The sequence below is a fragment of the Dongia sp. genome, assembly GCF_041909655.1.
GTDB lineage: Bacteria > Pseudomonadota > Alphaproteobacteria > Dongiales > Dongiaceae > Dongia.
This window is the reverse complement of record NZ_JAYRDA010000001.1, coordinates 297,735-312,563: the sequence shown is the minus strand read 5'-3', so window position 1 is coordinate 312,563 and position 14,829 is coordinate 297,735. Positions and strand designations below refer to the sequence as shown.

At 62.2% G+C, this 14,829-nt stretch carries 16 protein-coding genes; 9 read left to right on the top strand and 7 right to left on the bottom strand.

Features of this window, described 5'->3' with window-relative positions; genetic code table 11:
* Together ACE3PR_RS01365 and ACE3PR_RS01360 are read left to right on the top strand one after the other, a co-directional pair.
* Positions 1-882: an ABC transporter permease gene (locus ACE3PR_RS01365; RefSeq protein ID WP_374367312.1), complete on the top strand. Its 882-nt coding sequence runs from the start codon at positions 1-3 to the stop codon at positions 880-882.
* Positions 883-890: 8 nt separating this feature from the next.
* On the top strand, positions 891-2,507 hold the full coding sequence (locus ACE3PR_RS01360) for a GMC family oxidoreductase (protein WP_374367309.1): 1,617 nt from the start codon (positions 891-893) through the stop codon (positions 2,505-2,507).
* 2 nt (positions 2,508-2,509) lie between these two features.
* Here the strand turns inward: ACE3PR_RS01360 and ACE3PR_RS01355 are convergent, their stop codons facing one another.
* The 7 genes from ACE3PR_RS01355 to ACE3PR_RS01325 all read right to left on the bottom strand — a co-directional run bounded on the left by ACE3PR_RS01355 (position 2,510) and on the right by ACE3PR_RS01325 (position 9,334).
* A complete protein-coding gene (locus ACE3PR_RS01355) occupies positions 2,510-3,595 on the bottom strand; it encodes an ABC transporter ATP-binding protein (protein ID WP_374367306.1) in 1,086 nt (361 codons plus the stop codon).
* Between the two features lie 43 nt (positions 3,596-3,638).
* Positions 3,639-4,613: a sugar-binding transcriptional regulator gene (locus tag ACE3PR_RS01350; protein ID WP_374367303.1), complete on the bottom strand. Its 975-nt coding sequence runs from the start codon at positions 4,611-4,613 to the stop codon at positions 3,639-3,641.
* The gene (locus tag ACE3PR_RS01345) at positions 4,610-5,518 is read right to left on the bottom strand and encodes a sugar phosphate isomerase/epimerase family protein (RefSeq protein ID WP_374367301.1); all 909 of its coding nucleotides are present in this window, start codon (positions 5,516-5,518) and stop codon (positions 4,610-4,612) included. Before ACE3PR_RS01345 ends, ACE3PR_RS01350 begins: the two co-directional genes overlap by 4 nt.
* Before the next feature lie 19 nt (positions 5,519-5,537).
* A complete protein-coding gene (locus ACE3PR_RS01340; protein WP_374367299.1) occupies positions 5,538-6,356 on the bottom strand; it encodes a carbohydrate ABC transporter permease in 819 nt (272 codons plus the stop codon).
* Entirely contained in the window at positions 6,356-7,273 is a 918-nt protein-coding gene (locus tag ACE3PR_RS01335) for a carbohydrate ABC transporter permease (protein WP_374367295.1), read from the bottom strand. Before ACE3PR_RS01335 ends, ACE3PR_RS01340 begins: the two co-directional genes overlap by 1 nt.
* 51 nt (positions 7,274-7,324) lie before the next feature.
* Positions 7,325-7,885, bottom strand: a complete 561-nt coding sequence (locus ACE3PR_RS01330) for an SIS domain-containing protein (RefSeq protein WP_374367292.1) — start codon at positions 7,883-7,885, stop codon at positions 7,325-7,327.
* A 96-nt stretch (positions 7,886-7,981) separates the two neighbouring features.
* On the bottom strand, positions 7,982-9,334 hold the full coding sequence (locus ACE3PR_RS01325; protein WP_374367290.1) for a sugar ABC transporter substrate-binding protein: 1,353 nt from the start codon (positions 9,332-9,334) through the stop codon (positions 7,982-7,984).
* Between the two features lie 208 nt (positions 9,335-9,542).
* Between ACE3PR_RS01325 and ACE3PR_RS01320 the strand changes: the two genes are divergently transcribed.
* The 7 genes from ACE3PR_RS01320 (at position 9,543) to ACE3PR_RS01290 (ending at position 14,798) form a co-directional block, all read left to right on the top strand.
* Positions 9,543-10,646 carry an alcohol dehydrogenase catalytic domain-containing protein gene (locus ACE3PR_RS01320; protein ID WP_374367287.1) on the top strand — a complete coding sequence of 368 codons (1,104 nt, stop codon included), beginning with the start codon at positions 9,543-9,545 and terminating at the stop codon, positions 10,644-10,646.
* 116 nt (positions 10,647-10,762) lie between these two features.
* Positions 10,763-11,128 carry a DUF305 domain-containing protein gene (locus tag ACE3PR_RS01315; protein WP_374367285.1) on the top strand — a complete coding sequence of 122 codons (366 nt, stop codon included), beginning with the start codon at positions 10,763-10,765 and terminating at the stop codon, positions 11,126-11,128.
* Positions 11,129-11,137: 9 nt separating this feature from the next.
* Positions 11,138-12,595 (top strand): YncE family protein, encoded by a 1,458-nt coding sequence (locus ACE3PR_RS01310; protein ID WP_374367283.1) that lies wholly within the window; start codon positions 11,138-11,140, stop codon positions 12,593-12,595.
* 13 nt (positions 12,596-12,608) lie between these two features.
* The gene (locus ACE3PR_RS01305) at positions 12,609-13,124 is read left to right on the top strand and encodes a sigma-70 family RNA polymerase sigma factor (RefSeq protein WP_374367280.1); all 516 of its coding nucleotides are present in this window, start codon (positions 12,609-12,611) and stop codon (positions 13,122-13,124) included.
* Complete coding sequence (locus ACE3PR_RS01300; protein WP_374367278.1) at positions 13,121-13,894, top strand: anti-sigma factor; 774 nt, start codon at positions 13,121-13,123, stop codon at positions 13,892-13,894. Before ACE3PR_RS01305 ends, ACE3PR_RS01300 begins: the two co-directional genes overlap by 4 nt.
* A 76-nt stretch (positions 13,895-13,970) precedes the next feature.
* Entirely contained in the window at positions 13,971-14,306 is a 336-nt protein-coding gene (locus ACE3PR_RS01295; RefSeq protein ID WP_374367276.1) for a plasmid stabilization protein, read from the top strand.
* Positions 14,307-14,405: 99 nt separating this feature from the next.
* Positions 14,406-14,798 (top strand): hypothetical protein, encoded by a 393-nt coding sequence (locus ACE3PR_RS01290; RefSeq protein WP_374367274.1) that lies wholly within the window; start codon positions 14,406-14,408, stop codon positions 14,796-14,798.
* Positions 14,799-14,829: the final 31 nt, after the last annotated feature.

The window sequence follows — 14,829 nt, the reverse complement described above, 5'->3', positions numbered from 1 at the left end:
ATGAGTGTCGCCGCCCCCCGCACGCCCGGCCTGCGCTTCGCCTACCGCGCCTATCTCGGCCTCTTCTTCCTCTATCTCGCAGCGCCGCTGGTGGCGGCCAGCATCTTCGCCTTCAACGATTCCCTCTTTCCGGCCTTGCCCTGGAAAGGCTTCACGCTCGACTGGTTCTTCAACGACACCGAACCCAAGCTCGGCATGTTCCACGACCGGCGCCTTTTGCGCGGCATGGGCAATTCCTTCATGATCGGCATTGCCGTCACCGCGCTCTCGGTCTTTGTCGGCACCTGCAATGCCTTCCTGTTCGAGCGCCACGATTTCCCGGGGAAAAGGTTTCTCTATGTGCTGATGGTGATCCCGCTGGTCATTCCCGGCGTCATCCTTGGCATCTCGATCCTGGTCTTTGCCAGCATGCTCGCCAATCAGGCGGAAGCCTGGCTGGGCCTCGATCTCGGTTTCCTGCGCCCCGGCACCTTCCTTGTCATACTCGGCCAGTTCTCTTTCCTGACCACGATCACCACCCTGGTGATCTCGGCCCGACTGAAGAAGTTCGACATGGCGCTGGAGGAAGCAGCGCTCAATCTCGGCGCCAGCCGGCTCCACGTGCTGCGCACCGTGACCCTCCCCTTTCTGCGGCCGGCCCTCATCGGCGCCAGCCTGGTGGGCTTCCTGGTCTCCTTCGAAAACTTCAATACGACCCTGATGCTGGTCGGCTCCGACGCGCCGCTGACCATCACCATGTATGACCGCATCGCCAAGGTTGGTTCGACCCCGGTTCTCAACGCGGTCTCGTTCTTCCTGATCGTCGGTTCGGGCGCGCTTGCTCTCTTGAGCGCGCTTGCGCAACGCGACAAGCGCACGGTGGCACAAGAAGACATGCACTGACGATTTCCATGGATACATTCAATTACATCATCGTCGGCGCCGGATCAGCCGGCTGCGTGCTCGCCAACCGCCTGACCGCTGACGGCCATCACAATGTCCTGCTGCTGGAAGCCGGCGGCAGCGATGCCAGCTTCTGGATCACCACGCCGATCGGCTATGGCCGCACCTTCTACAATCCCAAGGTCAATTGGATGTATGAAACGGCACCCGATGCCGGGCTCGGCGGCCGCTTCTCCTATTGGCCGCGCGGCAAGGTTCTGGGCGGGTCCAGTTCCATCAACGCCATGGTCTATGTGCGCGGTCTGCCGGCCGATTTCGACGATTGGGCGGCTTCTGGCGCCGCGGGTTGGTCCTGGCAGGACGTGCTGCCGTACTTCCGCAAGATGGAAAACAATCCCCTCGGCCCCAGCGATCTCCACGGCGCCGATGGCCCCCTGAACGTCACCGACATCACGCCCGATCGTCATCCGGTGTGCGACGATTACCTCGCCGCCTGCCAGGCACTCGGCATTCCCGTGGTCGATGACATCAACGGTGCCGAGGCCGAATGCGCCGGGCTTTATCACATCACCACCCGCAACGGCCGGCGCGAATCCACCGCGACAGCCTATCTGCGCCCGGCGCGGAACCGGCCGAATCTCCAGATCGTCACCGGCGCCCAGGCGACACGCCTCCAAATCACCGAGGGCCGCGCCACCGGCGTCTTCTATCGTCGGAACGGCCAGGATCATCTGGCGCAATGTCGCGGCGAAATAATTCTGAGCGCCGGTGCCGTCAACTCGCCACAGATATTGCAGCTTTCGGGTATCGGTCCCGGCGCCCTGCTGCAACGCCTCGGCATCGACGTGATGCATGAAAATCCCGCCATCGGCGCACATCTTCAGGATCATCTCTGCCACGACTTCCTCTTCCGCGCACGGCGTCCGACGCTCAACAATGCGCTCTACCCGTTTCTGGGAAAGCTGCGCGCCGGCCTTCGTTACCTGCTGACGCGACGCGGGCCGCTCTCCCTCAGCCTCAACCAGGGCGGTGGTTTTGTCCGTTCGCGCGAGGGCCTGTCACAGCCGGACATCCAGCTTTATTTCTCGCCGGTGAGCTACACCAAGGCACCGCCACGGACACGGCCCTTGATGAATCCCGACCCCTTCCCCGGTTTCCTGCTCGGCTATTCGCTCTGCCGCCCGGAGAGCCGCGGTTCGATCGAGATTGCCAGTGCCGATCCAATGCAGGCGCCGCTCATTCAGCCGCGTTATCTCTCGGTCGAAGGCGATCTGCGCGGCATGATTTCCGGTTGGCATTTCATCCGTCGCCTCGCCGCGACCGAACCCCTCGCCTCACTGATCGAGCGCGAGATGAAACCGGGGCCGGCTTTCCGCACGGAATCGGATATCGTCGAAGACATTCGCACGCGCGCCGGCTCGGTCTTTCACCCGGTGAGCACCTGCCGCATGGGCAGTGATCCGCGGCAATCGGTCGTGGATGCCGATCTGCGCGTACATGGGGTTCAGGGGTTGCGCGTCGCGGACGCGGCAGCCTTCCCCAGCGTCACCTCCGGCAACACCAACGCGCCGGTGATCATGCTGGCCGAGAAAGCCGCCGATTTGATCCTGGAATCGGCACGCTGATTTCAGAGCGCCAAGCCCTTGGCGTCGAAGAGATGGATGTGCTCCGGCGCAATACCGAGCGAAAGGGTATCGCCGGGTGCGATCTGCGGGCGACCGGGCGCCAGGACGGTGACCGTCTCGCCGCTGGGCGCCTGGGTATAGATCTGCGCCGCACCGCCGAGATTCTCGACAAAATCCACGCCAAGCGCCAGAAGGGGCGCGCTCGCGCCGATGTTGAGGTGTTCCGGCCGCAAACCGATAGAGACCTGATCGCCAACCTTCACCTGATGCGCTGCGCGCGTCGCGGCGGTGAGCGCACCGCCCACCAGCGCGGGATGGCTCAGGGTGAGTGCCTGCTCGGAGATAGCCGTCACCCGCCCGGCCAGGAAATTCATCTTGGGCGAGCCGATGAAGCCCGCTACGAACATGTTACGCGGCCGGTCATAGAGTTCGGTGGGCGAGCCAATCTGCTCCACCTGGCCTGCCCGCAGCACCACGATGCGATCGGCCAGCGTCATCGCCTCGATCTGGTCATGCGTCACATAGACCATCGAGACGCCGAGATCACGGTGCAGTTTGGCGATTTCGACCCGCATCTGGGTACGCAATTCGGCATCGAGGTTCGAGAGCGGCTCGTCGAACAGGAACAGCTTCGGGTGGCGCACGATGGCGCGGCCGATGGCGACACGCTGGCGCTGGCCGCCGGAAAGCTCGCGCGGCTTGCGCTTCAGCAAGGGTTCGATCTGCAGGATGCGCGCGGCATCGGTCACGCGTTGCGTAATCTCGGCCTCCGCCATCTTGATCATGCGTAGGCCGAAAGCCATGTTCTCGAACACGCTCATATGCGGATAAAGCGCATAGGATTGAAACACCATGGCGACTTCGCGCTTGGCCGGTTCGACATGGGTGACGACCTTGCCGTCGATCGAGATGTCGCCACCATTGACGTCCTCGAGCCCGGCAATCATCCGCAGCAAAGTTGACTTGCCGCAGCCGGATGGCCCCACGAACACAACGAATTCGCCCTTCTCCGCCGCAAGTGACACGCCGTTGATGACGGTGTGTGGGCCAAATTGCTTCTGGACGTTATCAAGACGAAGAAAGGACATCTATCACTCCAAGATCGGCGCCGGGCGCCGGAAAGAAACGGGACTAAATCTGTTGTTGCAGAATGAAGGTTGCGGCGGCCTCGTCCGTCACCACGGATTTCACCAGTCCGCCACGCAAAATCGCTCCCACGATCGGTGCCTTGTGCATGCCGCCGGAAGCAAGAATTGTGCGCGGAATCTCCTTCAACTGCGCCGGCGACAAGGCCATGACCCGCTCGTTGAGCGGGTGATCGACCGGCCGGCCATGATTGTCGAGGAAGACGCCCAGAAGATCGCCCACCGCCCCCGCCGCCCGCAGACTGGCCAGATTTTCGGCCACGGTCTGGGTCGAGGCCAACTGCGACCGGTCGGAAAGATCGCCGCAGGAGACCATTGCAATATCGGCGGTTTCGGCCCGCCGCATTGCCTCGGCGATGCCGTAATGTGTCCGGAGCACCTGCAGGCTCTCCGAGGAAGGGCAGTAGATCGGTGCCGCGATATAGAAGCACTCGGCGCCCAGCACCTTGGCAAAGGCGGTCGCCACCTCCAGCGTCGCCGTGCCGTAGCCACGCGTGAGGCTACCCATCAGCGTCGCCACGGAGGATTTCGTGAAGCGCCTTTGCGTCAGCGTCTTGATGGCGGCAGCCAAAGTCCGACCCCAGCCGACACCCAGAATCTGCCCATCCTCCAGCAGCGGATCCAGCGTCTCGCCCGCCGCCTCGCCAATGAGGCGTTGCAGCTCGTCCGCATCCGCTACGCTCGGCACGACGCGCGCGTCCACCAAGCCAAAGCGCGTCTTCAATTGTTCTTCCAGCTCGACGCAATGCGCCAAAGGCAGCCGAACATCGATCCTGACCGAGCCATCGGCACGTGCCTGACCGATGATCTTGTTGACCCGGAGCCGCGTCATGCCGAACTTGTCGGCGATTTCCTGCTGCGTGATGCCACCCACATAATAGTACCAGACGACCCGCGCGCGGATATGCTCCGCATCTCCATCGGCATTGACCACAGGAACGATGCGCGCTTTATCGCTCATGCGGCGATCCCATAGGCTTTCTTCAGCATCGTCATGGATTGCGACATGGCGCTGAGGATCGAGGCGTCGTCCCGCTCGAAGGGATAGAAGACCTCCAGGAAGATCGGGCGGTCGGCGAGGCCCGTGCGCTTTACCAGATCGGCCGCCTCCTGGGCGTCGACCGCGCCCGGCATGGTGAAGTCCCAATGCCGGTCATACTGGAAATCGGTCTGCTGCATGTGAATCATGCCGATCTCGGGCTTCAGGGCCGTGAACCAGCGCTCCATCGTGCCGCGATAGCGCCCATAAACCGGCTCAAACGTGGCATGACCCCAATCGATGCAGAACTTCCAGCTGACCGCGGCATCGCGAAGATCGTCAGCGAGACGCTGGGTCTGCTCGATGGTCCAGGGCCATTCGCGCCGCAACGGCGTCGGCTCGACGAAGAGCTCGGTGATGCCTGCTTCCTTCGCGGCCACCGAGAGGCGCTTCGCACGCGCCACCAGATCCTGGTAATCGGCTTCCGGCAGTTGATCCTCCTCGACCCCGTCCGTGCGGGCGGCGATCGCGCCGAGGGGACCGCCTACCCGTGTGATGCCGGCCAGCGCCGCGAATTTATAGGCGCGCTTCAGCCACGCCTCGGCCACGTCGCGCACGCGCGGATTGGGATGGAGAAGCTGGTTGAAGGTGTAATGCGCGAGGCCAATGAAGCAGGAATGCACCCGGACGCCGTGCTGTGCCGGGATTGTGCGGAGATCCTCGGCGAGTTCGGCGAGAAGATCATCCGGCCAGGTGGGGTCCACGAGATCGAACGAGAACTGCACCAGATCGAGGCCCAATCGCTCGCGCACCACCGGCGCCCAAAGTTGGGGCGTCACCCAGCGCTTGACGCAGAAGGAGAGATTGACGCCGAGTTCAATTGCCATATCGACCTCCCTCGTTCCCTTACTTGGTGGCGCCCATGGTGAGACCTCGGATCATGTGCCGTGACACGATGAGCGCGAAGATCGTCACCGGCAGGACGATCAGCGTGCCGGTCGCCATGATCTTGCCCCAGGGCAATTCGTAGCCGGACATGAAACTCGTTGCGATCACGGGTGCCGTCTGCACGCTGCGCCGCGTGAGAACCAATGCGTAAAGCAATTCGTTCCACGAGAAGATGAACGAGAAAATCGCCGAAACCGCGATGCCTGGCAGGCCCAGCGGCACATAGATCTTGCGGAAGATCATGAACTGGCTGGCACCGTCTAGACGCGCCGCCTGTTCGAGATCGGCAGGGATCGAGCGGAACTGGTCGGTGCAGATCCAAACCACGATCGGCAAATTGAAGGTGAGATAAACCAGGATCAGCACCAGATGCGTATCCAGCATCTTCGCCTGGAGCGCCAGCAGATAGATCGGCAACGCCAGCACGATCGGGCTGATCATGCGGTTCGAGATGAACCAGAACCACAGATCGGTCTTGCCGCGAAACTCGAACCGCGCCAGGGCATAGGCGGCCGGTGTTCCCAACAGCACGGCGAGCAAGGTGGTGCAGCCGGCAACGATCAGCGAATTACCGATCGCGGCCACGACCTTCTGATCGGCGAAGATCTCGGCGTAATGTGCCAGCGTCGGCGTGAACAGCCAATTGGGCGGCGATGCCAGCAGGTCCGACTGGTCCTTGAAGCTCGACGACACCATCCAATAGAACGGGAAAATTGTGAAGGCGAGCACGACCAGCAGGCCGACGGCATGCAGGAAGCGCGAAAAAGGGGTCGTCATCACTCGATCTCCCGGTAGATCAATTTGATATAGAGGCGGCTGAGGATGATCGTGATGATCAGCAGCAGGATGGCCTGCGCGGACGCAACACCCATGTCGAAGACGCGGAAGCCCACGCGCTGGATATAGATCGAGATGAGATCGGTGGCTGCCCCCGGCCCGCCGCGTGTCATCACGAAGACCATGTCGAAAAGCTTCAGGATGTCGGCAGAACGCAGAATTAGAACGGCGGTGAGGCCCGGCAGCAGATAGGGAAGTTGGACGTGCCGCAGCAGCGACCATTTCGACGGCGTCTCCAGCCGCGCTGCTTCCTCGATTTCAACCGGCACCATGGAGAGCCCGGCGAGGAAGATGAGCGCGCAGAATGGCGTCCATTGCCACACTTCCATCGCCGCGATGGCGATGAAGGCGCCGGTGGTCGAGCCCAGCCAGTCGAAGCCGCCGATCCCGATCGTGTCGAGGAACTGATTGGCCACGCCGAAATCCCGATTGAAGATCAGGCGCCCGATGAGGCCCACCACGGCATAGGTGGTGGAAAGCGGAATCACCAGCGAGACGCGGGTGAGCGAGCGCAGGAAGCCCCAGCCCGGCCGGTGTAACAGCAACGCGATGGCAAGCCCGAACGCCAATTGGAACGGCATCACCGTCAGGAAGAAGCGCGCCGTGAGACCCAGGGAATTGAGGAAGGTCTCGTCCGTGAGGACGGTCACATAATTGTCGAAGCCGATGAACTCGGCGCCATCCCGCGGCCGCGTCAGGTTGAATTGCTGGAACGAGGTGATGACCGCATAGATCGTCGGATAGATGCCGATTCCCAGCAGCACGAAGACCGACGGCGCCAGGAACCAGAAGGGTGTCCAGCGGCGATAGCCCCGATTGGGTTTCTGGCTGGTGGATGAAATGCTGGCACTGGCCAAACCCGCGATCTCCTGTTCTTGGCGCCGGAATCTATCCGAAGGGCGCCGAGTTTATTCCAGATTGGTGTGATTGCCACGCATGGTTTCCGCGGCGATCCCCAATCGATCTCTTAACTTCAGGATCATGATTTCGAAGAGCACATATTGCGCCCCTTCGTAAAGCGATCCCATCGGCAGAACCGAGATGGCGGCCTTCTCGGCCGGTCGGTCATTAGCCATGGTCTGCGCCGGAATGACCAGGACGTGATCCGCCTGCCGTGCTGCTTCGCCGCCAGCCTGTGCCGTCACCACCAGAATCTTGGCCCCGGCTTGTTTGGCGACACCCATCAGGGCCAGCACGGTTGAGAAGGCGCCCGGCCCGGCCGAGACGATCAGCAGATCGCCGGGGCCAACGGGCGGTGTGGTCATGTCGCCGACCATCGCGGCCTTGAGGCCGAGATGGAAAAGACGCATGGCAAAACCTTTGATCTGCAGACCTTCGCGGCCGACCCCGTAGAGGGCGATTCGATTGGCGCCGGCGATGGCACCGATGGCCTGATCGACCTCTTGTGAGTCGAGGCGACCGAAAACAGCGGCCAGTTCATCAAGCGCTTGGGCGTAGAGGTCCGGCATGATTTTCCCTCCGGAAGACGAAAGCGAAGGATAAAGAGGCGGATGGCAGCCGGTCGGGAGGGTCCCGGCCGCCATCCTTTGGCAATCAACTGGTCTTTACTGCAGCAATTCTTTCTTGCCGTCGTAATAGCCTTCCTTCTCCAGGATGGCTTCCATGCGCGAGCCGATCTCCTTGGCACCGTCTTCGGTCGAAACTTCGCCAAGCTGCATCTTCGTGCCCCATTCCGCGATCACTTCGGAAATGGCCGGCCAGGCCGGGAAGCGCGGACGATATTGCGGCACGCCCTTCTGCCACGAGGCCACCATCGGCTCGACGAACTTGTACTTCGCCTTGATGTCGTCCTGTTCGTAGATCGACATGCGGCCCGAGACGCCACCCGCTTCGACATAGGCACGGGCGATTTCTTCCGAGGTCGCCCACTGGATGAAGAGCCAGGTCGCCTTCTTCTGCTCTTCCGACGCCTGTGAGGCGACAGCGAGCGAGAAGCCACCCAGCGCCGGCAAGCGGCCCGCGGGACCTTCCGGTTCCGGTGCCACGGCCAGGCAATCGCCGAGCTTCGAGGTCGCGGGATCGGTCAACGTGCCGTAGAAAGCCGACCATTCGGTGATCATCGCCACCTGACCCTGGGCGAGGGCGTTCACCGCCTCGGCATGGTCATAGGAGACGATGCCCTCCGGCATGTACTGGGCGAGATCCTGGCGGAACTTGAGGCCCGTCTGGCTCTCGGCGCTCATCAGATTGGACTTGAAGTCCTTGTCGAGCAGGGAACCGCCAAACGGCCACAATACGCGCATGAAGCTGTCGGCCGATTGCGTCTCGCCGCGCAGCGATTGCAGGGCGAAGGCATACTGATTCTTCGACGCATCGGTCAGCTTCGGACCATAGACGTCCTTGAGATCGGCCCAGGTCGCGGGCGGAGCGTCAAAGCCGGCATCCTTCAGCATGCAGGAATTGTAGAACAGCAGGCCCGAATAGTTGTCGAACGGCAGGCCGTAGGTGGTGCCGCCCCACGAACCGAACGCGTCGAGCAGCAGCGGGAAGAAACCATCGAGCTTCAGATTCGGATCGGTGATCGAAGCGTCGCCGGTGAAGTTCGAGATCGGATCGATCCAGCCGTTCTCCGCGAATTCGCCGATCCAGACCAGATCGACCAGCGCCAAAGTGAGATCACCCTGCGAGGTGAAGTTCAGCACCTGCTTCTCGCGGGTGTTCTCATAGGGGACGATTTCGTAATTCACCTTGATGCCGGTCTTCTGTTCGAATTCCGGCAGCAATTTGATGATCGCGCGATAGCCCGGGCGGTCCAGGAAAATGCCGTTGATCTCGGTGCCTTTCAGGGGCTCGGCGGCAGCAGCCAGCCAATCCTGGGCGCTGGCAGTCTGCGGCAACGCCAAGGTCGCCGTCATGGCGACGGTCGCACTGACGGTCGCTAACAGAAAATGTCTCACGTGTTCCTCCCTTGCAGTTAAGTCCAGGCGAGTGGACGAAAATATTAGAATTGATAAAGGGTTAGACAGCAGGATCTCCCTTCCTGCCGAGGCCGCTCCGGCTTCACCTCCAACAATTTTGTTGACGTGATCGGGAAGAAAATACATCTGTATTTTCAAAGATGCAATAGCATCACCACCATATCACCGTCGCCTTCAGGGGAAAGAGATGCCCAAGACCGCCTCCGGACAAATGACCGCCATCGTCTGCCACGGCCCCAAGGATTACCGGGTCGAGGAAATCGCACGCCCCAAGGCGGGTCCGCGGGAATTGGTGATCAAGATCGCCGCCTGCGGCATCTGTGCCAGCGACTGCAAATGCTGGTCCGGTGCTGCCATGTTCTGGGCCGGGCAGAATCCCTGGGTGAAGGTCCCGGTGATTCCGGGTCATGAATTCTTCGGCTATGTCGAAGAAATCGGCGAAGGTGCCGCCGAGCATTTCGGCGTGAAGCCCGGCGACAAGGTCATCGCCGAACAGATCGTTCCCTGCGACCGCTGCCGTTATTGCCAATCCGGCAAATACTGGATGTGCGAAGTCCACAACATTTTCGGCTTCCAGCGCGACGTGGCCGATGGCGGCATGGCGGAATACATGCGCCTCCCCTCAACCTCGCGCGTCCATAAAATTCCGGAATCCGTCTCGCTCGAAGATGCCGCCATTATCGAGCCGCTTTCCTGTGCCATCCACACGGTCAATCGCGGCGACATTCAATTGGATGACGTGGTGGTCATCGCCGGCGCCGGCCCGCTCGGCCTGATGATGGTGCAGGTGGCACATCTCAAGACGCCCAAGAAGCTCATCGTGATCGATCTGGTCCCCGAGCGCCTGGAACTCGCCCGCCATTTCGGCGCCGACATCACCATCAACCCCAAGGAACAGGACCCGATCGAGATCGTCCGCGAACTGACCGGGGGCTATGGCTGCGACGTCTATATCGAAACCACCGGCGTTCCGGCCGGCGTCACCCAGGGCCTCGAGATCATCCGCAAGCTCGGCCGCTTCGTCGAATTCTCGGTCTTCGGCCAGGAGACCAGCGCCGATTGGTCGATCATCGGTGACCGCAAGGAACTCGACGTCCGCGGCGCACATCTTGGGCCCTATTGCTATCCGATCGCCATCGACCTCCTCGACCGCAAGCTGGTGACCTCGCAGGGTATCGTCACCCATGCCTATGGCCTCAAGGATTGGGATACGGCGATCAAAAAGGCCTACGGCCTCGATTCGATCAAAGTCCTGATGCGCCCCGGCTACGGCGCCGATGCGGGCTTTTAAGCGATAATAAATTTCCGGGCCGGGAATAAACTGGCCCCGCCGATTGTCTACCGAGTGATGCAGACATCATCACTCGGAGACTTTTCATGTTTTTCCGCCGATTATCAGGGCCTTGCGTGTTGACGCTTGCCGGCTGCCTGCTGCTGTTGAATCCCGCTTCGGCTGAGGATTCCGCCGCCGAGACGCCCTTCCTCGCTGAAAATGACGCCGCCATGAACCGCATGATGAGCGACATGGCGGTAGCCCCCACCGGCGATGTCGATCGCGATTTCGTGGCCATGATGATCCCCCATCACCAGGGTGCCATCGACATGGCCGTGGCTGTTCTGCGCTATGGCAAGAACGAGCAGATCCGGCGCCTCGCCCAGGAAATCATTGTCACCCAGCAGCAGGAAATCGCCGCGATGCGCCTCGCCATCGGCGATCCCTTGCCGCCGGCTCAGCCGGTTCCCACGCAATCACACCAACATACGACGCATTAGGAGACGATCATGCGCGCCATTCTTCTCGCGACCACGTTGTTGTCGGGTGTTGTTCTCGCCCTGCCCGCTCTCGCCGGTCAGGCCCCCAAAGCCACGGAAACGCCCGACATTGCGATCAGCCACAAAGACCGCGTCTATGCCGCCGAACAATTCTCCAATACGGTAAGCGTCACCGATCCGGTCGACAACAAATTGCTCGGCCTCATCCGCCTCGGCGATCCGCAACCCGGCAATATGAGCCCGCTCTATCGCGGCCAGGTTCTCGTGCACGGCATGGGTTTCTCGCCCGACGGCAAGACACTTGCAATCGTCTCGATCGGGTCCAATTCGGTGACCCTCATCGACACCGCCACCAATGCCGTCAAGCATACCAGCTATCTCGGCCGTGCGCCCCACGAAGCCTTCTTCACGCCCGATGGCCGCGAGCTCTGGGTCACGATCCGCGGTGAGGATTATATCGCCGTCCTCGATGCCGCCACCTATGCCGAGAAAACGCGCATCAAGGTACCCGCCGGCCCCGGCATGCAGATCTTCTCGCCGGACGGCAAATACGGCTATGTCTGCTCCTCCTTCAATCCGGAAACCGTGGTGATTTCCGTGGCCGATCACGCCATAATCGGCAGCGTCAAACAGGAAAGTCCGTTCTGTCCCAACATCGCCGCGAGCCCCGATGGCGATCAGGTCTGGCTGACACTGAAGGATATCGGCCGCACCATGGTGTTCAACGCCCGGCCACCCTTCAACGTGCTCACCTCCTTCGATACCGGGCCGATCACCAATCACGTCAATTTCATCCGCCGCGACGGCGAGACCTTCGCCTATGTCACCGTGGGCGGCCTCAACCTGGTCAAGGTCTTCCGCACCAGGGACTTTTCCGAAATCGCCACCATCCCGGTCGGCAAATTGCCTCACGGCATCTGGCCGTCTGGCGACGGTACGCGGATCTATGTCGGATTGGAAAATGCCGATGCGCTGGCCGCCATCGACACCGGAACGAACCAGGTCGTCGCCAATATTCCCGTAGGCCAGGCACCACAGGCCATCGCCTATGTGGCCAATGCAGTTCCGGAAGGCGATGGCCTCCAGAACCTGCAGCCTCTAGGGTCCGCCGGGATTGTCACGCATCTCGCACTCGCCCCAAGGGCAGGGATGCCGGCCACCACCAGTGTCTCGCTGTTCGACCAGGGCCTGACGCAGATCCTTCAGGCCTCGGTCACCGGCCTCACCCCGAAACAACCTCATGTCCTCGCCCTTGCCGCCAAGCCCGACGGCAGTGGCGACCTCGAGCCGCTCGCCGCCTTCATGACCAACCCCGCCGGTGCCGCCATCGTCAATGCGGTAGGCCCGATCCGCCAGATCGTCACAGGCGATGCAACGCCGGCCCGGCGCTACCTCGTCATCGCGCCGGGCAAGATCGACGCCATCGGTGCGCCGGTTCAGGTACAAACCGACGCACAAGGGGGGTAAGCTCATCGCTGTCATGACGGATATGGTCACCCTCCTCGAACCGCAAATTCCCGCCTTGCGGCGCTATGCGCGCGCTTTGCTGCGGGACCGCGCCGCGGCCGATGATCTCGTTCAGGATTGCCTGGAACGTGCGATCGGCCGCTGGCACCAGCGGCGTGCGGAAGGGTCGGTCCGGGCCTGGCTCTTTGCCATCCTGCACAATCTCGCTCTCAACAAGATGCGCCAGGTGAAACGGCGCGGGCCGACCACTGCGATCGAGGATGCCGACGATTCCGTTCTCGCCCAACCGCCTCGTCAAGAAGACGGCATTCGGCACAATGACGTATTGCTGGCCCTTGCCGCCTTGCCCGACGATCAGCGCAGCGTGCTGCTGCTGATCGCCGTCGAGGATCTCACCTATGCCGAAGCGGCGGCCGTCCTGGGCGTTCCCATCGGCACAATCATGTCGCGCCTGGCACGCGGCCGCGAGCGCCTGCGCCAGCACATGCGGGGCGAACAAGCGCATCCGCATCTCCGGAGAGTGAAATGAGCAACCGTCCGATCACCGAGGATGATCTCCATGCCTTCGTCGATCTGGCGCTGGCACCTTCGCGCCAGGCCGAGATCGCGGAATATCTCGCAACCCATCCCGACGTGGCGGAACGGGTCGAGGATTACCGCGCCCAGCGCGGGGCCCTGCGCGCGGCCTTCGCCCCGATCGCCGAGGAGCCGGTGCCGCCGGAGCTCAACGTCGCTCGTATGGCATCCACGCGACGGAGCATGCGCGTATCGACCTGGCGGGCGGCGGCGGCCGTTCTGCTCCTGCTCGGAAGTGGCGCCACAGGCTGGTCACTCCATGGCTGGATGGAAAGGGTGCCGGTCGGTATTGCCGCGCTGGCCCAGGAGGCGGCGGCAAGCTACGCTGTCTATGCACCCGATCATATCCGGCCGGTCGAGATCCGCGCCGATGATAGGGCATCCCTGGTTGCCTGGGCCTCGGAGCGGCTCGGCCACCCGGTGACGGTGCCCGATCTCGCTGCCGCCGGTTACCGCTTTATGGGGGGACGGTTGGTGGCCACAACCCACGGTGCCGCCATCCTTTTCATGTATGACGATGATCGCGGCACCCGCCTCGTCATCCTCTCCCGTCCCATGGCGGCGGAACGCGACACGCCGATGGCTGAACATATCGACGGCGCAATCGCCGGTTTCACCTGGGCCGATGCCGGCATCGGCTATTCTCTGGTCGGACCCTTGACGCCTGACCGGCTCCACCCGCTGGCCGATGACGTGCGTCGTCAAATCTCCAGTAAAATCTAAAAGACCCGCGGGCGACGGAACCAACCGCCTTCTGCCGGCTTATGCCCACAGATGACGACAGCATCTGGAGGGCATCATGCCGGCACGAAAGAAAGCCGCGGCGCCCGCTGGCCGCGGCAGCAAGGCAAAATACACTGACAAGCAGAAACGCCAGGCGGAGCACATCGAAAAAGGCTACGAGGAACGCGGCGTTACCGAAGACGAAGCCGAGGCACGCGCCTGGGCCACGGTCAACAAAATGACCGGCGGCGGCAAGAAACCGGGCGGGTCCGGCGTCGGCAAGAAGGTCAACAAGGCACCGGCGCGGAAAGGTGGACGCAAGGGCGGCGCAGCTTCAGCCGCCCGTCCCAAGGCGGCCCGCAAAGCCTCGGCCAAGAAAGCTGCCGCCACCCGCAAGCGCCGTCGGAGCTAACCACAGCATCCCGCGCGTGACATCTCTGTGCAGTTCGGAACCGTCGCCAGCTTCGCCGGTTGTGGCCGCACCGGGTGGTGATCAGCAAGGGTGACGGTGATGAAGCGGGCGGCGGTGATGTTAATTTATGCTCTATGCACTTCCTGTGTGATGGAGCAGGCAGACGAGTTTGTCACCGCCAGCGGTTTAGATCGGATCAAATCCCGCGAGCAGTTATTCGAGCGCGACATCCGGCTCAGCCTGGCCTCCGGCGACCGCGCCTATCAGCACCTCCCGACGCAAGCGCAAGCCTGTCTGGTGAACAAGACCATCGATCGGGCCTCGCCCGATTTGCTTGAAGCCGCCGACCGTTTTCTCGCCCGCCAGACCGAGGCCAATTGGAGCGCGTACCGCGCTGCCATCAGCAGGGAAAACTCCACGCTCTCCACCGCCCATCTCGCGGCAATGGCATCGCAATGCGCGGCGCCGGTTTTCCGGATGGCCGGACGCTAGCCTGCGCGTGCCTCTCTGAACATATAAGGAA